The 23,916-nt window shown below is 66.8% G+C and carries 25 protein-coding genes and 1 pseudogene; 19 read left to right on the plus strand and 7 right to left on the minus strand.

The annotated features are described in order from the left end of the window. Positions 1 to 59 precede the first annotated feature (59 nt). Positions 60 to 1,844: an N-acyl-D-amino-acid deacylase family protein gene (locus tag MKK62_RS18420; RefSeq protein ID WP_240264069.1), complete on the plus strand. Its 1,785-nt coding sequence runs from the start codon at positions 60 to 62 to the stop codon at positions 1,842 to 1,844. An 8-nt stretch (positions 1,845 to 1,852) separates the two neighbouring features. Beyond that, positions 1,853 to 2,458, plus strand: coding sequence for a TetR/AcrR family transcriptional regulator (locus MKK62_RS18425; RefSeq protein ID WP_240258478.1), 606 nt, complete (start codon positions 1,853 to 1,855; stop codon positions 2,456 to 2,458). Here the strand turns inward: MKK62_RS18425 and MKK62_RS18430 are convergent. Together MKK62_RS18430 and MKK62_RS18435 are read right to left on the minus strand one after the other, a co-directional pair. Then, positions 2,445 to 2,843, minus strand: a complete 399-nt coding sequence (locus tag MKK62_RS18430; protein ID WP_350355729.1) for an STAS domain-containing protein — start codon at positions 2,841 to 2,843, stop codon at positions 2,445 to 2,447. The genes MKK62_RS18425 and MKK62_RS18430 overlap by 14 nt on opposite strands. 195 nt (positions 2,844 to 3,038) lie before the next feature. After that, positions 3,039 to 3,908, minus strand: coding sequence for a D-alanyl-D-alanine carboxypeptidase family protein (locus MKK62_RS18435; protein ID WP_240258477.1), 870 nt, complete (start codon positions 3,906 to 3,908; stop codon positions 3,039 to 3,041). Positions 3,909 to 4,030: 122 nt separating this feature from the next. Here MKK62_RS18435 and MKK62_RS18440 point away from each other — a divergent pair, with 122 nt between their 5' ends. The 5 genes from MKK62_RS18440 to trmD all read left to right on the plus strand — a co-directional run bounded on the left by MKK62_RS18440 (position 4,031) and on the right by trmD (position 6,599). Continuing rightward, positions 4,031 to 4,450, plus strand: coding sequence for a nuclear transport factor 2 family protein (locus tag MKK62_RS18440; protein WP_240258476.1), 420 nt, complete (start codon positions 4,031 to 4,033; stop codon positions 4,448 to 4,450). 190 nt (positions 4,451 to 4,640) lie between these two features. Then, positions 4,641 to 5,123: a 30S ribosomal protein S16 gene (gene rpsP, locus MKK62_RS18445; RefSeq protein WP_240258475.1), complete on the plus strand. Its 483-nt coding sequence runs from the start codon at positions 4,641 to 4,643 to the stop codon at positions 5,121 to 5,123. A gap of 8 nt (positions 5,124 to 5,131) precedes the next feature. Beyond that, positions 5,132 to 5,374: an RNA-binding protein gene (locus MKK62_RS18450; RefSeq protein WP_025736282.1), complete on the plus strand. Its 243-nt coding sequence runs from the start codon at positions 5,132 to 5,134 to the stop codon at positions 5,372 to 5,374. Between the two features lies 1 nt (position 5,375). Further along, entirely contained in the window at positions 5,376 to 5,897 is a 522-nt protein-coding gene (rimM, locus tag MKK62_RS18455) for a ribosome maturation factor RimM (RefSeq protein WP_240264067.1), read from the plus strand. A gap of 12 nt (positions 5,898 to 5,909) precedes the next feature. Beyond that, positions 5,910 to 6,599, plus strand: coding sequence for a tRNA (guanosine(37)-N1)-methyltransferase TrmD (gene trmD / locus MKK62_RS18460; protein WP_240258474.1), 690 nt, complete (start codon positions 5,910 to 5,912; stop codon positions 6,597 to 6,599). Here trmD and MKK62_RS18465 read toward each other — a convergent pair. After that, positions 6,596 to 7,459 (minus strand): serine hydrolase, encoded by an 864-nt coding sequence (locus tag MKK62_RS18465; RefSeq protein WP_434084964.1) that lies wholly within the window; start codon positions 7,457 to 7,459, stop codon positions 6,596 to 6,598. The genes trmD and MKK62_RS18465 overlap by 4 nt on opposite strands. A gap of 234 nt (positions 7,460 to 7,693) precedes the next feature. Here MKK62_RS18465 and rplS point away from each other — a divergent pair, with 234 nt between their 5' ends. The 4 genes from rplS (at position 7,694) to MKK62_RS18485 (ending at position 10,062) form a co-directional block, all read left to right on the plus strand. Further along, entirely contained in the window at positions 7,694 to 8,035 is a 342-nt protein-coding gene (gene rplS, locus MKK62_RS18470) for a 50S ribosomal protein L19 (RefSeq protein ID WP_067334446.1), read from the plus strand. Between the two features lie 70 nt (positions 8,036 to 8,105). Beyond that, entirely contained in the window at positions 8,106 to 8,972 is an 867-nt protein-coding gene (gene lepB, locus MKK62_RS18475; RefSeq protein ID WP_240258473.1) for a signal peptidase I, read from the plus strand. 2 nt (positions 8,973 to 8,974) lie between these two features. Next, the gene (locus MKK62_RS18480; protein WP_240258472.1) at positions 8,975 to 9,757 is read left to right on the plus strand and encodes a ribonuclease HII; all 783 of its coding nucleotides are present in this window, start codon (positions 8,975 to 8,977) and stop codon (positions 9,755 to 9,757) included. Further along, positions 9,757 to 10,062, plus strand: coding sequence for a DUF2469 domain-containing protein (locus MKK62_RS18485; RefSeq protein WP_007171389.1), 306 nt, complete (start codon positions 9,757 to 9,759; stop codon positions 10,060 to 10,062). The genes MKK62_RS18480 and MKK62_RS18485 overlap by 1 nt, the downstream gene beginning before the upstream one ends. Before the next feature lie 12 nt (positions 10,063 to 10,074). On the opposite strand, the gene MKK62_RS18490 is transcribed toward MKK62_RS18485, so the two are convergent. Further along, positions 10,075 to 10,821 (minus strand): GAF and ANTAR domain-containing protein, encoded by a 747-nt coding sequence (locus MKK62_RS18490; protein ID WP_240264065.1) that lies wholly within the window; start codon positions 10,819 to 10,821, stop codon positions 10,075 to 10,077. Between the two features lie 172 nt (positions 10,822 to 10,993). Here MKK62_RS18490 and MKK62_RS18495 point away from each other — a divergent pair. Beyond that, positions 10,994 to 12,922 (plus strand): annotated as a pseudogene (locus MKK62_RS18495) (APC family permease); the annotation flags it as partial. Between the two features lie 233 nt (positions 12,923 to 13,155). After that, positions 13,156 to 15,159, plus strand: a complete 2,004-nt coding sequence (locus MKK62_RS18500; RefSeq protein ID WP_434085100.1) for an APC family permease — start codon at positions 13,156 to 13,158, stop codon at positions 15,157 to 15,159. Between the two features lie 6 nt (positions 15,160 to 15,165). Here MKK62_RS18500 and MKK62_RS18505 read toward each other — a convergent pair whose 3' ends face one another. Both MKK62_RS18505 and MKK62_RS18510 read right to left on the minus strand, forming a co-directional pair. Beyond that, positions 15,166 to 16,464 carry a PPE family protein gene (locus MKK62_RS18505; protein ID WP_240258469.1) on the minus strand — a complete coding sequence of 433 codons (1,299 nt, stop codon included), beginning with the start codon at positions 16,462 to 16,464 and terminating at the stop codon, positions 15,166 to 15,168. Between the two features lie 14 nt (positions 16,465 to 16,478). Then, the gene (locus MKK62_RS18510) at positions 16,479 to 16,778 is read right to left on the minus strand and encodes a PE family protein (protein WP_240258468.1); all 300 of its coding nucleotides are present in this window, start codon (positions 16,776 to 16,778) and stop codon (positions 16,479 to 16,481) included. A gap of 319 nt (positions 16,779 to 17,097) precedes the next feature. Between MKK62_RS18510 and MKK62_RS18515 the strand changes: the two genes are divergently transcribed. The 6 genes from MKK62_RS18515 to MKK62_RS18540 are packed head-to-tail and all read left to right on the plus strand — an operon-like array spanning position 17,098 to position 23,145. After that, positions 17,098 to 17,466 (plus strand): YraN family protein, encoded by a 369-nt coding sequence (locus MKK62_RS18515; RefSeq protein ID WP_240258467.1) that lies wholly within the window; start codon positions 17,098 to 17,100, stop codon positions 17,464 to 17,466. After that, positions 17,466 to 18,977 (plus strand): YifB family Mg chelatase-like AAA ATPase, encoded by a 1,512-nt coding sequence (locus MKK62_RS18520; RefSeq protein ID WP_240258466.1) that lies wholly within the window; start codon positions 17,466 to 17,468, stop codon positions 18,975 to 18,977. The genes MKK62_RS18515 and MKK62_RS18520 overlap by 1 nt, the downstream gene beginning before the upstream one ends. Next, a complete protein-coding gene (gene dprA / locus MKK62_RS18525; RefSeq protein ID WP_240258465.1) occupies positions 18,974 to 20,131 on the plus strand; it encodes a DNA-processing protein DprA in 1,158 nt (385 codons plus the stop codon). Before MKK62_RS18520 ends, dprA begins: the two co-directional genes overlap by 4 nt. Before the next feature lie 30 nt (positions 20,132 to 20,161). Next, the gene (locus tag MKK62_RS18530; RefSeq protein WP_240258464.1) at positions 20,162 to 21,010 is read left to right on the plus strand and encodes a siderophore-interacting protein; all 849 of its coding nucleotides are present in this window, start codon (positions 20,162 to 20,164) and stop codon (positions 21,008 to 21,010) included. A gap of 39 nt (positions 21,011 to 21,049) precedes the next feature. Then, entirely contained in the window at positions 21,050 to 22,210 is a 1,161-nt protein-coding gene (locus MKK62_RS18535) for a lactate 2-monooxygenase (protein ID WP_240258463.1), read from the plus strand. A 32-nt stretch (positions 22,211 to 22,242) separates the two neighbouring features. Then, a complete protein-coding gene (locus tag MKK62_RS18540) occupies positions 22,243 to 23,145 on the plus strand; it encodes a tyrosine recombinase XerC (protein ID WP_240258462.1) in 903 nt (300 codons plus the stop codon). A 138-nt stretch (positions 23,146 to 23,283) separates the two neighbouring features. Here the strand turns inward: MKK62_RS18540 and MKK62_RS18545 are convergent, their stop codons facing one another. After that, on the minus strand, positions 23,284 to 23,772 hold the full coding sequence (locus MKK62_RS18545) for a M23 family metallopeptidase (protein ID WP_240258461.1): 489 nt from the start codon (positions 23,770 to 23,772) through the stop codon (positions 23,284 to 23,286). Positions 23,773 to 23,916 lie beyond the last annotated feature (144 nt).

The following is a 23,916-nucleotide window of genomic DNA, read 5'->3' on the forward strand; positions in this document are numbered from 1 at the left end:
GAGTACTTACTCTCTATGTTAGCGTCGCTTCACCCCGACGAGGTGGAGGAGTGGCGCATATGGCCTACGACGTGATCATTCGCGACGGATTGTGGTTCGACGGCACCGGCGCGACGCCGCAGACCCGCTCGCTGGGCATCCGAGACGGTGTTGTGGTCACCGTGTCGTCCGGCCGGCTGGATGAGGCGGGCTGCCCCGAGGTCATCGACGCCAGAGGCAAGTGGGTTGTGCCCGGGTTCGTCGACGTGCACACCCACTACGACGCCGAGGTGCTGTTGGATCCCGGCCTGCGTGAATCGGTGCGACACGGAGTCACCACGGTGCTGCTGGGAATGTGCTCGCTGTCGACGGTCTACGCCGACGCCGAAGATGCCGCCGACCTGTTCAGTCGGGTGGAGGCGGTACCCCGCAAGTTCGTTCTGGGCGCTCTGCAGGATAAGACGTGGTCGAATCCGGCAGAGTATGTGCAGACCCTCGACAATCTGCCCCTCGGACCGAATGTCAGCTCGCTGCTAGGTCATTCGGATCTGCGGACCGCGGTGCTGGGTCTCGAACGTGCGACAACGCCCGACGTCGAACCCACCGTCGCCGAACTCGACACGATGGCGGCGCTGCTCGACGACGCTCTCAAGGCCGGCATGCTCGGCATGTCCGGGATGGACGCCGCGATCGACAAACTCGACGGCGATCGCTTCCGCTCCCGCGCCCTGCCGTCCACCTTCGCCACGTGGCGGGAGCGCCGCAAGCTGATCAAGGTGTTGCGTAAACGCGGCCGCATTCTGCAGAGCGCGCCCAATGTGGCGAAAGCCGAGTCCGGGTTGCTGTTCTTCCTGTCCAGTAGCCCATTGTTCGGTCTGCGCAAGGCTGTTCGCATGAGCCTGCTGGTGTCGGCCGACGCCAAGTCAATGCCGTTGGCCGTGCACGTATTCGGCCGGCTCACCCGGCTGACGAATTTCCTGCTGCGCTCCAAGGTGCGCTTCCAGCACCTGCCGGTGCCGTTCGAGTTGTACTCCGACGGGATCGATCTTCCGGTGTTCGAAGAGTTCGGCGCCGGGACCGCCGCGTTGCACCTGCGCGACCAGTTGGAGCGCAACGAATTGCTCGCCGATGAGGAGTACCGCCGGCGATTCCGGCGGCAGTTCGACCGCGTCAAGCTCGGCCCGTCGTTGTGGCACAGGGACTTTCACGAGGCGGTCATCGTCGAGTGCCCGGACGCGTCCCTGATCGGCAAGAGCTTCGGCGCCATCGCCGACGAACGCAAACTGCACCCGCTGGACGCGTTCCTCGATGTCTTGGTGGAAAACGGCGAGCGCAACGTGCGCTGGACCACCACCGTCGCGAACCATCGTCCCGAACAACTCAACAAGCTCGCCAACGAGCCCAGCATCCACCTCGGCTTCTCAGACGCCGGTGCGCATCTGCGCAACATGGCGTTCTACAACTTCCCGGTGAAATTCCTCAAGCGCACGCTGGACGCCTACCACCAGGGTCGGCCCTTCATCACCGTCGAGCGTGCCGTGCATCGCCTCACCGGTGAAGTGGCCGAATGGTTTGGGCTCGACGCCGGCACGCTTCGCGAAGGCGACCGCGCCGACTTCGTCGTCATCGATCCGGCTGGCCTGGACGAGTCGGTGGAGGCCTACCACGAGGAGAAAGTGCCGTTCTACGGCGACCTGAGCCGGATGGTCAATCGCAACGACGCTGCCGTGGTCGCGACGGGTGTCGGAGGCGCAATTGTGTTCCGCGACGGGCAATTTCGCGAAGGTTACGGTACGACCGTGAAATCCGGCCGATACCTGCGAGCGGGCTCGGCGCATCGCCAGCTCGCGGGCGCGGTGGCATAGGGGAAGCTATGGCACGGACCCAGCAGCAACGCCGCGAAGAAACCGTGGCACGCCTGCTCGAGGCGAGCATCGCGACGATCATAGAGATCGGGTACGCGCGGGCCTCCGCCGCGGTCATCACCAAGCGCGCCGGGGTATCCGTCGGGGCCCTGTTCCGGCACTTCGACACGATGGGCGATTTCATGGCCGCCACCGCGTACGAAGTGCTTCGGCGACAACTGGATTCGTTCAGCAAGCAAGTCGCCGCGATTCCGTCCGACCGCCCTGCGCTGGAGAGGGGGCTGACCATCCTGCGGGACATCACCAGCAACGACACCAATGCGGTCCTCTACGAGCTGATGATCGCCGCGCGCACGGACGAAAAGCTCAACGCGACGCTGCAGCACGTGCTCGAGCAGTACACCAGCAAGATCTGCGATGCCGCGCGTGCGTTGCCTGGTGCCGACGATCTGGCCGAAGACACTTTCCCGGTGATGGTTGCGTTGTTGACCAACACCTTCGACGGCGCCGCGATGCTGCGGGCTGTGCTGCCTCAACCCGAGATCGAAGAGCGGCGCATTGCGTTACTGGTCTCTTTGCTGAGCGGTACCCGCCCGGCGGTCAGCTCCCGCTGAGCTTGCTGACCGCGTCGTCGAGGTGGCGGCACAGGCTCATCAGCTCGTTGATCCCGAGCAAGGTGAGCGGCCGGTGGGTAGCCGGCCCGTCGGCGACAACGCAGAACGGGGTGGCGTCGCCGAGTGTGTCGCGGGTCTTCATCAGGACACTGATGCCCGCCGAACCGAGGAACTCGACCTTGGACAGGTCCACGATCAAGCCTCTGGGTTTCTTCGCCAACGCGGCATCGATCGCTTCGGACAGGTTCGGGGCGGTCAACATGTCGACACTGCCGCCGACGGACACCACCGCCAGCCCTTCGACCTCGGATTCGTGGGAGAAGAAGTCGTCCTTTTCGGATTGAGGTGGCGAACCGGACGCGGCGTGTTGGTTTTCGGTCATCATCGATCTCTCATTCCTCACGGACGTCTGCGGAGCCGGCTGGCATCGCAGACATCGCTGGTAATGGCTGTCGACTCAACCCACGGACGATGTCGACGCATGTCGACGAGATGCCGCGGACCCTCATTGAACTCCTGTGCAATAGACTGCCACGGCACTGGAAGACTAGCCGAAACCGCCGACATTGTCGTAGCAGGCCTACAGCGTGCCGATTCCCGATTGCGGGTTCAGAGCGAAGCCCCAGTCGAGCAGGCCGCCAGCCTGATCCCAGTAGGTTGGCCCGCCTTCGCGCACCAGCCCATACATCATGGCTACCACCAGACGGCGTCCGCCGCGAGCGGCAGCGCCGACGAACGTCTTACGGGCGGCGTCGGTGAACCCGGTCTTTCCGCCGATCGCGCCTGGATAACGCGTCAACAGCTCGTCGCGGTTGACGATCGGGTGATCTCCGCCATCCCCGGGAAATAACGCGGACGGTTCCGCGGTGATCTGAGCGAACACGGGATTGGCCATCGCGGCGCGGAAGATGACCGCTAGATCGTGAGCGGTCGACCAGCCTGAACCGCCGGGACCGTCCAGGCCGGATGGCGTCGAGGCATGCGTGTTCACGGCCCCCAGCGAGGCTGCCTTGGCGTCCATCTTGGCGACCGTGGCATCCAGACCGCCCAGCATGTGCGCGAGCGTGTTAGCGGCGTCGTTGCCAGACACCAGCAGCAACCCATCCAGCAGTTGACGCGTCGTGTAGGTGTGACCCGCCGTTACGCCGACACAGCTGCACTCGACGTGGCTGTCCGCCGCATCGGCGACGACCGTCGAGTCGAGGCTCAGCTCGTCGAGGACCACCAGAGCCAGCAACACCTTGATCGTGCTCGCCGGTGGGTGGCGCAGGTTTTCGTCCCGCGCGGCGAGTACCCGGCCGGAGTCGAGGTCGGCCACCAACCACGTCTGCGCCGGGCCGTCTGGAATCGGCACTGAGCCGACCGGCTGCACGCCGGCGTCGGCCGACGCGGTCGACGCCGAAGTGACGAGGGAGAGCACGGCCGCGATTGCGACGATCAGCATCCGCATGGCAGGGGACCTTACCGGGCTGCGACACCCACTGCGGTCGCCGTCGGAACATCGGCTCGGCTGCCTTCGTCGGCTTTGCGGAGCTTGCCGCATCCTCGACCGGCGGTGTGTTCAATGGAGCCATGTTGAGCCACGCCGAGATCTCGGACCGGATGGAAATCCAGCAGCTGCTCGTCGACTACTCAACGGCTATCGACACCCGCCGTTTCGACGATCTCGACGCGGTTTTCACCCCGGACGCCTACATCGACTACACCGCCCTCGGCGGAATCGAGGGCCGGTTCCCCGAGGTCAAGGCATGGCTTGCCGAGGTTCTGCCAAATTTCCCGATGTATATGCACATGCTGGGAAATTTCTCGGTCCGCATCGACGGCGACACCGCGTCGTCGCGGACGATCTGCTTCAACCCGATGGCATTGGGCGGTGAGAACGATCAAGTGATGTTCTGCGGGCTTTGGTACGACGACGAGTTCTCTCGCACTGCCGACGGCTGGCGGATGACACGCCGGGTCGAGACCAAGTGCATTCAGAAAGTCGTGTAGCGATCCGCCGCCACGCGGATTTCTGACCTAGCCCCCGGCTCTGGCACAATAGGCGGCTGTCCGTCGCGCGACCCGCTGCGTTTGCAGTGCTTGCCGGCCGGTCACACACGCGAGGCAAAACCGGATCCGGGCACTCCCGCCCGCATCGCTGAATTGCAGCGTGACACTTTCTAGGAGAAGTCGCTTCACCATGGCTGTGAAAATCAAACTCACCCGGCTCGGCAAGATCCGCAACCCGCAATACCGCATCGCGGTCGCCGACGCGCGAACCCGTCGCGAAGGCCGCGCCATCGAGGTCATCGGCCGGTACCACCCGAAGGAAGAGCCGAGCCTGATCGAGGTCGACTCCGAGCGCGCCCAGTACTGGTTGTCGGTCGGGGCTCAGCCCACCGAGCCCGTGCTCAAGCTGCTCAAAATCACCGGTGACTGGCAGAAGTTCAAGGGTCTGCCCGGTGCTGAGGGACGCCTGAAGGTCGCTGAGCCCAAGCCGACCAAGCTGGAGCTGTTCAACGCTGCGCTGGCCGCCGCCGACGGCGGACCCGACGCCGAGGCCGCCAAGCCCAAGCAGAAGAAGGCCCCGGCGAAGAAGGCCGCCGAGAAGCCGGCTGACGCAACGGCGCAAGCCGCGCCTGAGGCCGCCGCCGAGCAGGCCGAACCCGCGGCCGAGAGCTGATCACGGCCATGAGCACCGTTGTCGTTGACGCCGTCGAACACCTGGTCCGCGGGATCGTCGACAATCCCGACGATGTGCGCGTCGACCTGGTCACCAGCCGGCGCGGCCGGACCGTCGAGGTGCACGTTCACCCCGAAGATCTCGGCAAGGTGATCGGCCGGGGCGGACGTACTGCCACCGCGCTGCGCACGCTGGTCGCCGGCATCGGCGGCCGTGGCATTCGCGTCGACGTGGTGGACACCGACCAGTAGCGTGGAGCTGACGGTCGGGCGCGTAGTCAAAGCGCACGGCGTCGCCGGTGAACTCGTCGTCGACATACGCACCGACGATCCCGAACTGCGTTTCGCGCCGGGAGCGAGGTTGCGGGCCAAAGGATCTGATCGTCGGGAACGCACCTACACAGTCGACACGGTTCGCCCGCACGGCGCCCGCCTGCTGCTGAGGCTGGAAGGCGTGGCCGACCGCGATGCGGCCGACGCGCTGCGCGGCACTGTCTTCGTCATCGACTCCGCGGACCTGCCGCCCATCGACGAAGACGACACCTATTACGACCATCAGCTCGAAGGTCTCCGGGTGCGCACCACCGCAGGCCTCGAACTGGGCGCCGTCACCGAGGTTCTGCACACCGCGGCCGGTGAATTGCTGGCGGTCAAGCGCGAGCAGGCTCCCGAATTGCTCGTGCCGTTCGTCAGCGCCATCGTCACGTCGGTGTCGCTGGAGGAGGGCGTGGTCGAGATCGATCCGCCCGACGGTCTGCTGGACCTGGAGAACTGAGGTCGCGGCGATATGAGAATCGACGTCGTCACGATCTTCCCGTCCTACCTGGATCCGCTGCGCCAGTCGTTGCCCGGCAAGGCGATCGAGTCCGGGCTGGTCCAGCTCGCGGTACACGACCTGCGCCGGTGGACGCACGATGTCCATCACTCGGTGGACGATTCGCCGTACGGCGGAGGGCCGGGGATGGTGATGAAGGCGCCGGTTTGGGGTGACGCGCTCGACGAGATCTGTTCACCGGAAACGCTTCTCGTTGTCCCGACGCCCGCGGGCAGGTTGTTCACCCAGGCGACCGCGCAGCGGTGGGGCAGCGAGTCGCATCTGGTGTTCGCCTGCGGCCGCTACGAGGGTATCGACCAGCGCGTTGTCGACGACGCCGGCACAAGGATGCGTGTCGAGGAGGTCTCGATCGGGGACTACGTGTTGGCCGGCGGCGAGTCCGCGGCGCTGGTGATGATCGAGGCCGTGGTGCGCCTGTTGCCGAATGTGCTGGGCAATCCACTGTCGCACCAGGATGATTCGCACTCCGACGGGCTTCTCGAGGGGCCGTCCTACACCAGGCCGCCGAACTGGCGCGGACTCGAGGTGCCCGACGTGCTGCTGTCCGGCGATCACGCCCGCGTGGCCGCGTGGCGTAGGCAGGCCGCCGAGCAGCGCACCCGCGAACGCCGTCCCGACCTGTGGCAGCGGGGACAGGACTAAGCGATCTGCCCGGACGGGAACATCGTTTTGACGGCCTGCGTGATCGTCTCCCGCGCCGTCGCGTCGTCCGAGGGCTGTAGCGACTCGATCACCATGACGTAGCGCCGGTCGGCGCCGACGATGCCGGTGGACAGATGCATCCAGCTGCCGCCGTTCAGGCAGCACATCCAGCCCTGTTTGACGGCCACCGGCTCGGCGTAGAGCCCATCCGGGATGCCGAAGCGTTGCGGATAGCCGTCGGTGCCGGTGGCCGTCGACCCAGCCAAGTCGTCGACGATGACGTTCACCCGATCGGCCGACAGCCCGCCGGTGCCGTTGAGCAGCCGGTCGTAATAGCGCACCAGATCCGACGCGGAGCTGATCGTGTTCCACCACTGCCCGTCTCCCGGCGGAAGGGTCGATGCCAGCCCATAGCGGTCGGCAACGCCATGGACGATCGTGTCGCCGCCGCGCGCGGCCCAAAACCTCTCCGCGGCGCCGTCGTCAGAGGACCGCAGCATGCTGTCCAGAGCCTGGCGGTCCGTCGCAGACATCGGGCCGTTCGACTCCTGCGACAGCAGGTCGTCGGCGATGAACAGCTTGGTTACCGATGCGATCGCCGCCAATGGGTCGTTGCCGCCCGCCACCATCCGCTCGGTGACGCGGTCGAGCACCGCGACGGAGATGGTCGCGCCGCGGCTGGCGGCGTCGCTGGTCGCCTGCGCGATGCGGGTGGCGAGCCCGTCGAAGCTGGCTGCCAGAGGCTCACCGCTGGCCTTCGCGCAGCCGGCAGACGTCGCCAACGCCGAGGCGACGAGCAGCACCGGAAACCACGTTCGGATAGTCATGACAGGCACTTGTGTACCACTCCTGCGTCGCACGCGCGCGACGTCGGGTCGGGCCAGTCAGCGACGGCGATCCGGCCTGATTTCGCTGCGTGAGCCTGATCTGGCACAATTGACCAGTTGTCTCCGGCGGTTGCCGGCCGGCCGGCCCGCTTCCGCCCCCTGCGAGACTCCCAGATGTCCGAATCCATCGGCTCAGTTGCCTGCTCACGCGCCGTCTGCGCGGAGCGCAGCAGCATGGGCCGCGACCGCAAGGAAGTGTCTGTCGAAATGAACACGCTGGACTTCGTCGACAAGACGTCGCTGCGCGATGACCTCCCCGCCTTCAGCCCCGGCGACACGATCAACGTGCACGTGAAGGTCATCGAGGGCGCCAAGGAGCGTATCCAGGTGTTCAAAGGCGTGGTGCTGCGCCGCCAGGGCGGTGGGGTCCGCGAGACCTTCACCGTGCGCAAGGAGAGCTACGGCGTCGGCGTCGAGCGGACCTTCCCGGTGCACTCACCCAACATCGACCACATCGACGTCGTGACCCGCGGCGACGTGCGTCGCGCCAAGCTGTACTACTTGCGCGAGCTGCGCGGCAAAAAGGCCAAGATCAAGGAAAAGCGCTGATTCTCGGCGCGATCCGGGTTTCGGTGGCGGCGCTGCCCGCTCGCATGGGACCGCTGGCTACGCTAAACCGGTGACTGACACGACCGACTCGCCCGAGGGTCAACCCGATTCCGGTCCGGCCGATCCAGTAGTCGCGAAGAACTCCCCGTCCACTCCGGAGCCGGCGGTCTCAGAGCCGGCCCACGACGACGAACACGTGGACAAAAAGCGCGCGGCACTGCGCGAAACCGTCGTCCTCGCGATCATCGCGCTGGCGCTTTATTACGTCATGTTGACGTTCGTGGCCCGTCCTTACCTGATTCCGTCGGAGTCGATGGAACCCACCCTGCACGGCTGCTCGGGCTGCGTCGGCGATCGGATCATGGTCGACAAAGTCACCTTCGATTTCAGCTCGCCGCAGCCCGGTGACGTGATCGTGTTCAAGGGGCCGCCGCCATGGAATGTGGGCTACAAGTCGATTCGCTCCCACGTCGCCGCGATTCGGTGGCTGCAGGATTCGCTGTCGTTCATCGGCTTTGTCCCGCCGGACGAGAACGACTTGGTCAAACGTGTCATCGCGGTCGGCGGTCAAACTGTGGAGTGCCGCAACAACACCGGGCTGACGGTCGACGGCAAACGGCTGAACGAGCCGTACCTGGACCCGGCCACGCTGAACGCCGACCCGGCGGTCTACCCCTGCCTCGGTCCCGAGTTCGGGCCGGTCCACGTCCCGCAGGGTCGGCTGTGGGTGATGGGCGACAATCGCACGCACTCTGCCGATTCCCGGGCCCACTGCACCAGCACCCCTCAAGATGCGATCAACGGCCTCCTGTGCACCGGCGACCCGATGGCCGGCACGGTGCCGGTCGACAACGTCATCGGCAAGGCTCGATTCATTGTGTGGCCGCCGTCGCGCTGGGGTGCTGTCCGAGCGGTGAATCCTCAGCAGAACCATTAGCCATGGCGACCACCTGGCCGCCGCGGACGGTGATCCGCAAATCGTCGGGACTGCGCACCTTGGAATCGGCGCTGTACCGCAGCGGCCTCGGGCCGGTCGCCGGTGTCGACGAGGTCGGGCGCGGCGCCTGCGCCGGGCCGCTGGTGGTAGCCGCCTGCGTGCTGGGCCCCAACCGATTGGAAAGCCTTGCCGCTCTTGATGATTCCAAGAAGCTGACGGAGGCGTCGCGGGAGAAGTTGTATCCGCTGATTCGTCGTTACGCGCTGGCGTACCACGTGGTGTTCATCCCGTCGACGGAGGTCGACCGGCGCGGTGTGCATGTGGCCAACATCGAGGGCATGCGCCGCGCGGTGGCAGGCTTGCCGGTGCGTCCCGGCTATGTGCTCAGTGACGGATTTCGGGTGCCGGGACTGGCGGTGCCGTCGCTGCCGGTGATCGGCGGCGACGCTGCGGCGGCCTGTATCGCCGCTGCCAGCGTGCTGGCCAAGGTCAGCCGGGATCGACTGATGGTGGCCATGGAAGCAGAGCACCCCGGCTACGGATTCGCCGTGCACAAGGGCTACAGCACCCCGGCTCACTCGGCGGCGCTCAACGAGCTCGGCCCCTGCCCGGAGCACCGGTATTCGTTCATCAACGTGCGGCGGGTAGCCGCCCCTTCGGGTGCCCGGGTCGTCGCTGAGTGCGCGCCGGACGTCGATGACCAGCCAGGTCGGCGGATCCACGACGAGTGCGGAAAGATGGGACGGGTCGATCAACCACGCGACGGAGAAGGACGGTTGAGCTGATGAGTGCCGAGGATCTCGAAAAGTACGAAACCGAGATGGAGCTCTCGCTGTACCGCGAATACAAGGACATCGTGGGCCAGTTCAGCTACGTGGTGGAAACCGAGCGCCGGTTCTATTTGGCGAACAGCGTCGAGATGGTTCCCCGCAACGCCGACGGCGAGGTCTACTTCGAGCTGCGGTTGTCCGATGCGTGGGTGTGGGACATGTACCGGCCGGCCCGGTTCGTCAAGCAGGTACGCGTCGTGACCTTCAAAGACGTCAACATCGAAGAGGTCGAAAAGCCTGAGCTGCGGCTGCCCGAATAGGCAGTCCCCGCGCTACACCCGGTTACCCTGACCGAATGCCGGCTTGCCGCGGCTCTCGATCACCGAGCGAGCCACGTCGGCCAGCTTGATGTTCAGGTCCTGCGAGTACCGCCGCAGGATGTTGAACGCCTCCTGCTCGTCGACCCCGTGCAGCATCATCAGCATCCCGACCGCCTTGCCGATCTCCCGGTTGGACAGCAGCCCGCGCCGCAATGTGGAGACGTCCTCGCCCTGCGCGACGGCATTGATCGCCACGCTGGCGAAAGACGCCAACACCACGGCCTGCCCGGCCGCTTCGGTGTTGAAGACGCCCGGTGTGTCACTGAACAGATTCAGGGCGCCGGTCTTGCGCTTGTCGACGAGGATCCGGAAACCCATCGCGCCCCGCACCGGCGTCTCGGCGACCATCCTGGCCGCCAACTGAGGCCACTGGTTGGGATTGGTGAGGTCGCTTTCTATTTGTGGCGTCTCTTCCTCGATCGCGTCGACACACGGCCCGTCCCCGGCCGCGCGCTCCATGTCGTCAATGCGCTGCGCGATGGCGTCGCTGGCGCCGACGGTGACGTAGCGACCGTCCCGCCGGACCAGCAGGCTCGCGTGATCGCAACCGGTGACAACGAGCGTTGCGGCGACGCAGATGGCCGCGTAAATCTGGTTCGATTCCGAACCCTGGTAGATGATCTCGGCCAGCGCAGAAAAAACTGTGGCAGGGTCTGCTGCCGTCGGCCTCGCGCCCGAACCGTTGTTTGCCTCGTCCATCACCCGCACATCATTTCAAGCCGTTTGCGCCACGTGTCACCGTATCGACCGTTTCGGTCGACTTCCTGCGCGCCCGCTTGCCGAATCGGCGGCCGTCAAGATGCCGTTAAGGATAACGGCAGAGCCCCCACTCAGCGCGGCACGAAGCCTTCGGATCGGTTAGGAATGCCTGGTGACAGGTCCGGGTGCCGACTACAAGATCACACCGTCATTGGTTGACGGGTGGAAGCGAGTCGTGCTCGGCAAGCCGATGATCACCGACGAACTCCAGCACGAAAAGCTTTCGAATCCCGTTGCGCTGGGCGCACTTTCGCCTGACGCGATCTCGTCGACCGCGTACGGCCCCGAGCAGATCATGGTCGAGTTGCTGCCGGCGGCGGGCATGGCGTCGTTCGTGTTGCTTTTGCCAATCACCGGCGTGCTCCTGCTGATCCTGGCCCTGGTCGCCGCCTCCTACCGCCAAGTCGTGATGGCTTATACGCGCGCCGGCGGCTCCTACATCGTGGCCCGGGAGAACTTCGGACCGCGCGTAGCGCAAGTGGCGGCGGCGGCGCTGTTGATCGACTACGTGGTCACCGTGGCCATCCAGTGCGCGGCCGGCACGGTGGCTGTGGTTTCCGCGATCCCGACATTGGGTCCCTACAGCCTCGACATCACCATCGCCGCGGTGCTGGTCTTCTGCTTTGCCAACCTGCGCGGGTTGCGCGAGGCCGGCCGGACATTCGCGGTGCCGACGTACTGGTTCATCGCGATGCTGACGCTGGTGGTCGTGGTCGGGGTGGTACGCGCGGCGTTCGGGGGCTTGCCGACCTATGACCCGGCCCACCTCGACGGGGCGGTCCCGGTGCACCAGGGCAACGGCCTGGTGATGGGTGCGACAGTGCTGGTGATCCTGCGGGCGTTCGCCAATGGCGGCTCGTCGCTGACTGGGGTCGAGGCAATCTCGAATACCGTCAACCTGTTTCGGAAACCGGAAGGTGCCAACGCGCGCCGGGTGCTGACCATCATGGCGTGGATCCTCGGGCTGTTGCTCGCCGGGGTCGCGTGGCTGGCCTTCGTGACCCACGCGACGCCGTACTCCGCGGGGTATCCGTCCATGCTGTCAGAGATCGGGCGAGCGGTTTTCGGCAACGGATTGATCGGCAACGTGCTGTATTTCATGCTGCAGGCGGCCAGTGCGGCGATCCTCTACAACGGCGCCAACACCAGCTTCAACGGCTTTCCCGCCCTGGCGAATTTTGTCGCCGAGGACAGCTTCCTGCCACGCCCGCTGATGAAACGTGGTCACCGCCTGGTGTTTTCGAATGCCATTCTGCTGCTGGCGGTTTTGGCGGTGGTGTTGCTGTTGGCCACCGGGGGGTCGGTCAACGCGCTAGTGCCACTGTTCGCGATGGGCGTGTTCAGTGCGTTCGCAATGGCCGGCTATGGAATGACGAGACACCATCTGACCCACCGGGACAGCGGCTGGCGCTTCAAGATGGCTATCAACTTGTCGGCCGGGATTCTGTCGACGGTCGTCGTATTGATCTTTGCCATCGCGAAATTCACCGAGGGCGCCTGGCTCATCGTCGTGGTCTTTCCTGCGCTGGTGTTCACCTTGATCCAACTCAACAAGCAGTACCGCGCGGAGGCGTCGGTGCTGGAATTGACCCGCTTCGAGCGTCCCGATCTGACCAGGCATCCGCGGCATCGAGTGCTGCTGTTCATCGACTCGATCGATCCTGCTCAAGTCGAGGCGTTGCGCTATGCCCGTGGCCTGCACGCCGACCGGCTGACCGCCGTTCATTTCGTGATGGACGACGCGCGGGCGGCCCGGCTGCAGGTTCGCTGGGCGCGGTTCAGCCAGAACGTCGAGCTGAAGATGGTGGACTGCGAGGACCGAAACCTCACGCGGGCCGCCTACCGGCTGGTCGAGCAGGTCAAACGGGACTACCCGGATGCCACGGTGACGGCCTTGCTGCCGAGGCGGATGTACTCACCGCTCGCGGACCGATTGCTGCACGACCGCACCGCCGACAAAATGGCCCGAGTGATCAGCCGCATCCCGGGCGCGAGCGCACAAATTGTGACCTACGACATTGGCTCCCGGATTGCCCGGGCGATCCGGGCGGGCGACGCCGACGCAGCGGGTCATTCGCCGGACAGCTCGGAAAAGACGCAGGCCACGACACCCGCGTCCTGACTGCAGGCTGTCAACGGCGGTGCGTTGACCTGGTAATTGGCTGAGAATAGTCGCTGGTAAAGCCCACTTGGTTCTGCTTATTCCAGCAAGAGCCGCTACCCTTCACGAGCGTAAGTATTGCGTAAAGATTTTGGCCGTGAGGGCGGGAAGACATCACCGTGGTAGAGCTGGCTGACGAGCACAAGGCCCCGCCGACATTCGTCGACGCATGGAAGCGGTTTTTTCTGGGCAAGCCCCTGATCAACGAGGATCTCGAACACGAGGCCTTGTCGAATCCCATTGCGCTAGGCGCTCTTTCGCCCGACGCGGTCTCGTCGACGGCGTACGGTCCCGAGCAGATCCTGATCGAGCTGCTGCCCGCCGCCGGGCTCGCGGCGTTCACCCTGATCCTGCCGCTCGGCGGCATCATCCTGCTGATCCTGGCGCTGGTCACCGCGTCGTATCGGCAGGTCGTCATGGTCTACACCCAGCGCGGCGGCTCCTACGTCGTGGCGCGCTCCAACTTCGGGCCGAAAATCGCCCAACTCTCCTCGGCGGCGCTGCTCATCGACTACGTGGTCACGGTGGCCATCCAGTGTTCGGCCGGCACGGTCGCGGTGGTCTCCGCCGTTCCCAGCCTCGGGCCGTACCACCTGGAGATCACCGTGGGCGCGTTGCTGCTGCTGTCGTTCGGCAACTTGCGCGGCATGAAAGAGGCCGGCCGGCTCTTCGCGGTGCCCGTCTACGCGTTCGCCGCGATGATGACGGCGCTGATCGTCACCGGCGTGGTCCGCGAAATCATCGGCAATCTCCCGACATACGACCCTGAGCACATCCCGGGGGCCGTGACGATTCACCAGGGCAACGGGTTCATCATGGGCGCGACGATCCTGGTGTTGTTGCGATCGTTCGCCAACGGCGGCACATCGTTGACCGGCGTCGAGGCGATCGCCGACGCGGTCAACGTCTTCCGTCAGCCGCAGGGCCCCAACGCGCGCAAGGCGTTGACCATGATGGCCTGTCTGCTCGGATTTCTGCTGTTCGGCGTCATCTGGCTGGCTCACGTTACCCACGCGACGCCCTACGCCGCCGGGTACCCGTCGATGCTGTCGGAGATCGCGCGGGCGGTGTTCGGCGGCGGCGCGATCGGCAACGTGCTGTTCGTCATGCTGCAGGCGGCCAGCGCATTGATCCTGTTCTTCGGCGCCAACACCAGCTTCAATGGATTCCCGGCGTTGACCAGCTTTGTCGCCGAGGACAGCTTCCTGCCGCGGCCGATGATGAAGCGCGGACACAAACTGGTGTTCTCCAACGCCATCATCGTGCTCACGGTGGCATCCACGACCCTGGTGCTTGTCACCGACGGCTCTGTGGACGCGGTCGTGCCCCTGTACGCCATGGGCGTGTTCATGGGCTTCTCGATCTGTGGCTACGGCATGACGAAGTACCACCTGGGTCATCGCGATCCCGGTTGGCGTCGCAAGCTGGCGATCAACCTCTCGGCAGCGGTCTTGTCGACGATTATCGTGCTGATTTTCGCGATCGCGAAGTTCACCGAGGGCGCCTGGCTGGTGTGCGTCGTGTTCCCGATCCTGGTGGTGGCCCTGATGCGGCTCAACCGCGAATATCGCAGCGAGAACGCGGTTTTAGAGATGCAGCTGACCGAGCCGCACGACCTGCAGAAGTATCCGCACCACACGGTCGTCGTGCTGGTGGACCACTTCGACTTCGCCACGATCGAGGCCCTGCACTACGCCAGCGGATTGCACGCCGACAAATTGCGTGCGGTGCACTTCATCATCGACACTCGCCACGCGCAACGACTGCAGGATCGCTGGCAGCACTTCCAGGACGAGATCCCGCTGCAGATGCTCGAGTGTCCGGACCGCTATCTCAGCCGTGCGGCACAAGAGTTGGTGATGCGCGAGATCGAGGACGACCCGGGCACCAAGGTGACGGTGCTCTTGCCGCGCCGTACGTACGCCCCGCTGGTCGGTCGGCTGCTGCACGACCGCACCGCCGACAAGATGGCCGGGGCGATCAGCCGGGTCGACGGCGCCACCGCCCAGATCGTCGCCTACGACGTCGGCTCTCGCATCGCCCAGGCGACAGCCACCGCACGCTCCGAGAAGGACAGCCTGCGGGCCGCCAAGAAGGACGTGCCCGCCCGCAGCTGATCGGGGCTAGCCGAGGAAGCGTCGTTTCTGCTCGGTGATCTCTTCGGTGCTCACTAGTCCCGATTCGGCCAGCTTGGCCAGCAGCGACTGTGCCCGCGCGGCCAGCTCCTGCAACTCGGTGGCGATCGCCGTCACCGCGTCGCTCGGCTTCGGCGCCGGAGTTGGGCTCTGTCGGGGAGTGACGCGGACACGTTCGTTGCCGCGACCGACCGATGCGGTGCTGCCGACCGCCCCGCCGGCCGCACCGGCCAGACCCATGCTGCTGAACAGGTTGCCCGCGCCGCCGACCACCGGCGCCGCCTCGGCAGTGGTGACGGGCAGCGTGAACGCGGCCGGACGCAGTTCGGGGGCGGCGACGGTCCACGAGGACGGCACCGAGAGCCGGCCAACCTTGTTCGCCTGCCCGAGAGCGCCTTCTGTCGAGGGGACCGCGTCCGACGGGGCGCCGACGCCACCCTTACCGCTGATGATCCATTGCGGCAGCATCGTTCCACCTGGTCCGTTGCCGGTGAACGGGCCTTTGCCGTTGTCGTAGTCGCGGTCGGCGTTGATCAGCAAGCCGCGATACGTGGTGCCGAACGACGTGAAGGATGCCGAAATGCCCACTGTGCCAACGGTTACGGCGGTCGCCGTCAGCGGAACGGTCAACAGCGGAATCAGGGCCGTCGGGTCCGCGGCCGCAGGTGCTGCGGCGGACGCCAGGGCTTGCGGAATGGCATCGAGCACCCGCGAGCCGGTCGACAGGATCGATGCCGCCGCTTGCTGCGCTCCGGCCACCGGATTGGTCGTCGACGGCGGCTCGGCGAACGGCGTCAGCGTCGACGCTACGGCGGCCGATCCGGCATAGCCGTACATCGCCGCCGCGTCCTGGGCCCACATCTCGGCGTACTGCACTTCGGTGGCTGCGATCGCGGCGGTGTTCTGACCCAGCACGTTGGTGGCGATCAACGCCATCAACAGGTTCCGGTTGGCCGCGATCACCGCGGGCGGCACCGTCATCGCAAACGCGGCCTCGTACGCCGCCACCGCCGCCCGCGCCTGCGTGGCGGTCTGTTCGGCTTGCGCGGACGTCATCGCCATCCAGTCCACGTACGGAGAGGTCGCTGCAGCCATCTCCGTCGACGACGCGCCCAGCCAGGGCCCACTCGTCAGCTCGGTGATCGAAGCGCGATAGGACGCAGCGGTGGACTGGAGCTCAGCTGCCAGCGCGTCCCAGGCCGACGCCGCTGCCAGCATCGGCCCCGGCCCGGGGCCGGCATACATGCGTGCGGAGTTGACTTCCGGCGGAAGCATCGCGAAATCCATTGTGCTGTCCTAACTCAACGGGCCGCTGAGGCGTTGTCGGCTTCGGCGGCGGCGTATGCCGAGGCGTTGTCGTGCAGCGTGCTGACGAACTGGTGATGGATCGCCTCGGCCTGGGCGCTGATCGCCTGATACATCTGCGCGTGCACGGCGAACTGGGATGCCGTCAACTCCGACACCGGGTCGCCGGCCGGTGCGAGCACGCCCGTTGTCGGGGCCGCCGCGGCACAGTTTTCGGCGCTCAGCGAGGCGCCGACACTCGCCAGGCCGGCAGCCGTCGCGGCCAGCGCTTCGGGTTGAGTGGTGACAAACAACATCGGATTTCCTCTCTGGAGGGACTGCGATCGAACGGGTGCCTGTCAAAAGCGAATGCTGGCAAGCGATTTCGATCGACAGGTCGCAGAGCAGCGAGCTCGTGACTCAGGGCTACCACCCCGCCTTCTGACCCGCTCGGGTAGAAGCCATCAGCTGGAAACGGCGGGCTTCTTCGCCTGAACGGGATGTTAATGGCGGTTGAATCGCGGATCAACGGGACCCGCCCGTGCTCATTGGGGATTGCCAGCCAACTGGGGATAAACCGGCAATGTCGGACAGTCCGCGCAGATCTGCGTCGGTGACCGGTCGCAAGGTGGCCACATGACGACGTGGACGCGAACCGAGATCGGCGCACTCGGCGAGCAAGTGGCGGCTGAACACCTGATGCGAATCGGGCTGCGGATCGAGGCCCGCAATTGGCGTTGCCGGTACGGCGAATTGGATCTGATCGCTGTCGACCCCGTCGCGGACGCGGTGATCTTCGTGGAGGTCAAGACCCGCACAGGGGATGGCTTCGGCGGACTGGCCGAAGCGGTGACGGCGCAGAAGGCCCGCCGGTTGCGGCGCCTGGCGGGCCTCTGGCTGGCCGGTCAGAACCGGCGTTGGAATGCAGTACGCATCGACGTCATCGGCGTGCGGATCGGTAGGCAGCGAGTCCCGGAACTGAACCATCTTCAAGGCATCGGCTGATGGCGCTCGGACGCGCGTTCTCAGTTGCAGTTCTCGGGCTGGACGGCCAGATCGTCGAAATCGAAGCCGACATCACCTCGGGCTTGCCCGGCGTGCACCTGGTCGGTCTGCCCGACGCGGCGCTGCAGGAGTCGCGAGATCGGGTGCGGGCCGCGATCACCAACTACAACAACCAATGGCCGCAGTCGCGTCTGACATTGGCGTTGTCACCGGCAACGTTGCCGAAAATGGGATCGGTCTACGACTTGGCGCTCGCGGCGGCGGTCTTGTCGGCGCAGCGCAAAAAGCCATGGCGACATCTGGAAACCGCGGTGGTCCTTGGGGAATTGGCGCTGGACGGCCGCGTTCGGCCAGTGCGCGGTGTGCTGCCGGCGGTGCTGGCGGCGAAAAGCGCTGGCTGGGGTGTCGCCGTGGTGCCGGCCGAGAACCTTGCGGAGGCAAGCCTGGTCGACGGGATCGACGTTTGGGGTGTGCGCAGCTTGGCCCACCTACTGGCCTGGCTCAAGGGTTCGGCCCAGCTCGAGGAACGGATCAGCAGGCCGGCGCCCGAGCCGGAGCAGCCCGCCGACCTGGCCGATGTGGTGGGGCAGACCCAGGCGCGGTTCGCCGTCGAGGTCGCGGCGGCCGGTTCGCATCACCTCATGTTGACCGGACCGCCCGGTGTGGGCAAAACCATGCTGGCGCAACGCCTTCCGGGACTCCTTCCGCCGCTGTCGGATGACGAGTCGCTGGAGGTCACCGCGATCCATTCGGTGGCCGGTCTGTTGTCAGACGCCACACCGCTGATCACCCGGCCACCATTCGTGGCGCCTCACCACAGCTCCAGCGTCGCCGCCCTGGTCGGTGGCGGGACAGGAATGGCGCGTCCCGGCGCCGTGAGCCGCGCGCACCGCGGGGTGCTCTTTCTCGACGAGTGCGCCGAAATCGGTGTCAGCTCGTTGGAGGCGCTGCGAACGCCGTTGGAAGAGGGCGAGATTCGTCTCGCCCGACGCGATGGTGTGGCCTGCTATCCCGCCCGCTTCCAGCTGGTGCTGGCGGCCAACCCGTGCCCCTGCGCGCCGGCCGATCCCCAAGACTGCATCTGCGCGGCCGGGGTCAAACGCCGCTATCTTGGCCGGCTGTCCGGGCCGTTGCTGGACCGCGTCGATCTGCGGGTCGAGATGCATCCGGTGCGGATGAGTGTGTTCGCCGGTACGGAACCGGAGTCGACGGAGAATGTCCGGCACCGGGTGACAACGGCCCGCGACGCGGCGGCGCAACGATGGCTGGCGTATGGATTCCGCACCAACGCCGAGGTCAGCGGGACGCTGCTGCGGCGAAAATTCCGCCCGGGCCATGCCGCGATGGCGCCGCTGCGGGCCGCGATGGACCGCGGCGTCTTGAGCATCCGTGGCCTGGACAAAACGCTTCGGGTGGCGTGGACGTTGACCGACTTGGCCGGCCGCACATCGCCGGGACGCGACGAGGTGGCCACCGCCTTCAGTTTCCGGCAGCCGGGGTCACCGCGATGAGCGACGCGACGCAGCGAGCATGGGCCTACCTGTCCCGGGTCGTCGAACCGCCCTGCGCCGAGCTGGCCGACCTGGTGGCCCGAGTGGGTCCCGTCGACGCCGCCGAGCGGGTGCGCAGGGGTGACGTCGACGACAAGACGGCGCGACGCACCGAAGCCAGGCGGGACATCGACCGCGCCGCCGAGGATCTCGAAGTGCTGGCACGCCGCGGGGGCCGGTTGCTGACACCTGACGACGAGGAATGGCCGGGACTGGCCTTTGCCGCTTTTGGGGGCGCCGCCGTCGCGACCAGACCGCAGGGCATGCCGCCACTCGTGCTCTGGGTCGTTGGGCAGGCCCGACTCGACGAGGTCGCACAACGGGCTGCGGCGATCGTCGGCACCCGTGCGGCAACCAGCTATGGCGAACACATGGCAGCCGACCTTGCGGTCGGCTTGGCCGAGCGCGACGTCGCGGTCGTCTCCGGCGGCGCCTACGGGATCGACGGTGCAGCGCATCGAGCGACACTTTCCGTCGACGGCCTCACCGTGGCCGTACTGGCGGGCGGCGTCGACGTTCCCTACCCGGCAGGGCATTCCGCCCTGCTTCATCGCATCGCCACGGCCGGGTTGCTGGTCACCGAATATCCGCCGGGCATGCGCCCAGCACGGCATCGATTCCTGACCCGCAACCGGCTGGTCGCGGCGTTCGCCGGGGCGGCGGTCGTGGTGGAGGCCGGCCTGCGCAGTGGCGCCGCCAACACCGCCGCATGGGCGCGAGCGCTCGGCCGCGTCGTCGGCGCGGTGCCGGGGCCGGCGACATCGTCGGCGTCGAGCGGTTGCCACGCGCTGCTTCGCTCGGGTGCGGAGGTCATCACCCGCGCGGAGGACGTCGTCGAGTTGGTCGGCCGGATGGGTGAGTGGGCGCCAGAGCCCACTCGACCGCTGAGTCCGCTGGACGAGCTCAGCGAACAGGAGCGGCGAGTGTATGAGGCGCTGCCGGGCCGCGGGAGCGCCTCCGTCGAAGAAATTGCCGTCGCCGCGGCCGTCGACCCGGAGCGAGTTCTGGCTCCGCTGGCCATGCTCGAGCTCGCGGGCCTGGCCGAGCGTGTCGACGGCTGCTGGCGGATCGTCCGAAATCGTAGGCAACCGGCGCGTGGTGGTACGCCTCTATAGTCGAGTCAGTGCCCCAATGAAAGGAACCAGGTGCCCGGTCGACCAGTGCACACGTTTGAAGTGGTGCGCACCGAACAACTTACATCCCACATGGTGCGAATTGCGCTGGGCGGCAAAGGGTTCGACTCCTTCACCCCCAGTGAGTTCACCGATTCCTACGTCAAGCTGGTTTTCGTGTCCGACGACGTCGACGTCGCCGCTCTGCCGCAGCCGCTGACGCTGGACTCGTTCAACGAGTTGCCGGAATCCAGAAGGCCGGTTGTGCGCACCATCACCGTTCGCCGCGCAGACCCGGTCGCTCGTGAGCTGACCGTCGACATCGCGGTGCACGGCGAGCACGGTGCCGCCGGACCGTGGGCGGCCGCGGCTCAGCCCGGTCAGCCGATGTACGTGATGGGCCCCAGCGGGGCCTACAGCCCCGACCCGGCGGCCGACTGGCATCTGCTGGTCGGCGACGAGACTGCGCTGCCGGCGATCAGTGTCGCGCTAGAAGCTCTGCCCCCCAACGCAATTGGTCAGGTGTTCATCGAGGTCGCCGAGCCCGAGGACGAGATTCCGCTGACCGCACCGGAGGGTGTCCAGATCAACTGGATCCTGCGCGGCGGGCGCGCCGACCTGGTCGGGTCGGACCGCGCCGGCGACAATTCGCCGTTGGTCGAGGCCGTCAAGACCGCGTTCTGGATGCCCGGGCAGGTGCACGCTTTCGTGCATGGTGAGGCGCAGGCGGTGATGCACAACCTGCGGCCCTACATCCGCAAGGAGCGCGGTGTCGACGCGAAATGGGCGTCGATATCGGGATACTGGCGGCGCGGCCGCACCGAGGAGACGTTCCGGCAGTGGAAGAAGGAACTCGCTGCGGCCGAGGCCGGCGCGCAGTAGAGCCTCGTCAGCCCGATCGCCGGCTGGCATGCTCAACGGATGGCATTCGGCGACTATCAGAACGAGATATACCTGCAGGGCCTCGGCGGGGTGGTGCCCAAGCTACCGATGATCTTCGCGGACATCGAGGCGAAGGCGGAACAGGCGTTGCCGCCGTCGATCTGGTCGTATGTGGCCGGTGGCGCGGGCGACGAACGCACCCAGCGGATCAACGCCGAGGCGTTCGGGCACTGGGGTTTGATGCCGCGGATGTTCGTCGGCGCCGCGCAACGTGACCTGTCGGTCGACCTGTTTGGGCTGACGCTGCCCAGCCCGCTGTTCATGGCGCCGATCGGCGTGATCGCGTTGTGCGCCCAGGACGGTCACGGAGACCTGGCCACCGCGCGGGCCGCCGCCCGTACCGGTGTGCCGATGGTGGCCTCGACGCTCACCGAAGACCCGCTCGAGGACGTCGCGGCCGAGTTCGGTGACACCCCGGGCTTCTTCCAGCTCTACACGCCCACCGACCGGGACCTGGCCGCCAGCCTGGTCCACCGCGCCGAGGCCGCCGGCTTCAAAGGCATCGTCGTGACGTTGGACACCTGGGTCACCGGGTGGCGTCCACGCGACCTCGGCACGTCCAACTTCCCGCAGTTGCGCGGCAAGTGTCTGGCCAACTACACCAGCGACCCGGTGTTTCGGGCCAGCCTGGCGCAGCCGCCCGAGGAGAACCCGCAGGGCGCGGTGCTGAAATGGATATCGATCTTCGGCAACCCATTGACCTGGGACGACCTGCCTTGGCTGCGTTCGCTGACCACGCTGCCGCTGCTGGTGAAGGGGATCTGCCACCCTGACGACGCCCGGCGCGCGATCGATGGTGGCGTCGACGGCATCTACTGCTCGAATCACGGCGGCCGCCAGGCCAATGGGGGATTGGCGGCGCTGGACTGCCTGCCCGGCGTGGTCGAGGCCGCCGACGGCGTGCCGGTGCTGTTCGACTCCGGGGTCCGCAGCGGCGCCGACGTGGTCAAAGCGCTCGCGCTCGGTGCTACCGCGGTCGGAGTGGGGCGTCCGTACGCCTACGGTTTGGCGCTCGACGGCGTCGACGGCATCGTGCACGTGCTGCGGTCGCTGCTGGCCGAGACGGACTTGACCATGGCGGTCGACGGCTATCCGACGCTGAAAGATCTCACTCCGGACACCTTGCGGCGCGTCACCTGAGTCGCTCCGCCGGTCTCTGCGACGGTGAGGTAGTGGAGGCGATCCTCGACGAGTTCGACAGCTACCTGGAACTGCAGTGCCTGCGTTCGGTGCACACCCGCCGCGCGTACCTGGGCGACCTGCGGTCGTTGTTTGCCTTTCTCGACGAGCGCGCGCCGGGGCGCGGATTGTCGGCGTTGAGCCTGCCGATGCTGCGGTCGTGGCTTGCCGCTGGTGCCGGCGCGGGGGCGGCTCGGACCACGCTGGCCCGCCGGACTTCTGCGGTCAAGACGTTCACCGCGTGGGCGCTGCGACGCGGGTTGCTGGCCAACGATCCTGCGAGTCGCTTGCAGGTGCCCAAGGCGCGACGTGCCCTGCCGGCGGTGCTGCGACAGGATCAGGCACTGGCCGCCCTGTCGGCCGCCACCTCCGGTTCCCAGCAAGGGGACCCGTTGGCGTTGCGGGACCGGCTGATCGTGGAATTGTTGTACGCCACCGGGATTCGGGTCAGCGAACTGTGCGGCCTGGACATCGACGACATCGACACCTCCCACCGGATTCTGCGGGTGCTCGGCAAGGGCAACAAGCAGCGCAGTGTCCCGTTCGGGGAGCCGGCTGCCGAGGCGCTGCGCGCCTGGCTGGCCGACGGGCGGCCGGCGTTGGTGACCGCGGAGTCCGGCCCGGCGTTGCTGCTCGGAGCGCGGGGGCGGCGCCTCGACGTGCGGCAGGCACGCACCGTGGTGCACGAGACCGTCGGCGCGGTCGACGGTGCGCCCGACATGGGGCCGCACGGGCTACGGCACAGCGCCGCAACGCATCTGCTCGAGGGCGGCGCCGACCTGCGCGTCGTGCAAGAGCTGCTGGGCCACTCCAGTCTGGCAACCACACAGCTGTATACGCATGTCACGGTCGCCCGGTTGCGCGCGGTCCACGACCAGGCGCATCCGCGCGCCTGAGTCACATAGGCCGCACCGGCCCCCTCCGGTGAGCGGCATGCTTCGTGCCCACCTCGTAGCGACAACCGGGGCGCACACTCAAGTTGTCGCTATGAGGTGGGCAGAAAGCACACACCGACTCGGCGGGTGCAGGTGTGACTACTGATGCAACGGCTTGAGCCGGATCGGCGTCGACGCCAGCATTCCCAGCGGATCGACGTAGTCGGCGCGCGACGCCGGGCCCCACATCGCGCCCCAATGCAGGCATGCTGCGGCGGGGCAACCTTGGTGCCCGGCCAGCAGCTCGCCGATCACCGTTCCGGCCGCCACCCGCTGACCGACTCGCACGGCGGCCCGCACCGGCTCGTAGCTGGTATGCAAGCCGCCGGGGTGAGCCAGCGACACCAGTGGACGGCCGGCCAGCGTGCCCGCGTACACCACAGTCGCGTCGCCCGCGGCGTACACGGGCTGCCCGACCGCCCCCGCCACATCCACGCCGCGGTGACCCGGGTTCCACTTCGCCGCCGGGGCGTCGAAGGCCCGCGTCACAGTGGGTGCGGGCCGTAGCGGCCAGCGCAGCCGAACGTCGTCCGCGTAGGCCCCCGGCGCGCAGGCCAACGCCAGGGCCACGACCAACGCGCTTCGCACCTGGTCAGTTGATCGCGGGCCGGCCGAACCGGCCAGCCAGCGGTGTGGACAAAGCACCTGGCCGAACGGTGTAAACTGCTCTGCGCAGCCCGTATTACGAGCTGACTTCGCGCGTCTGCATCGCGTCTCCCGTGCCACTAGGAG

The organism is Mycobacterium paraterrae, assembly GCF_022430545.2.
GTDB lineage: Bacteria > Actinomycetota > Actinomycetes > Mycobacteriales > Mycobacteriaceae > Mycobacterium > Mycobacterium paraterrae.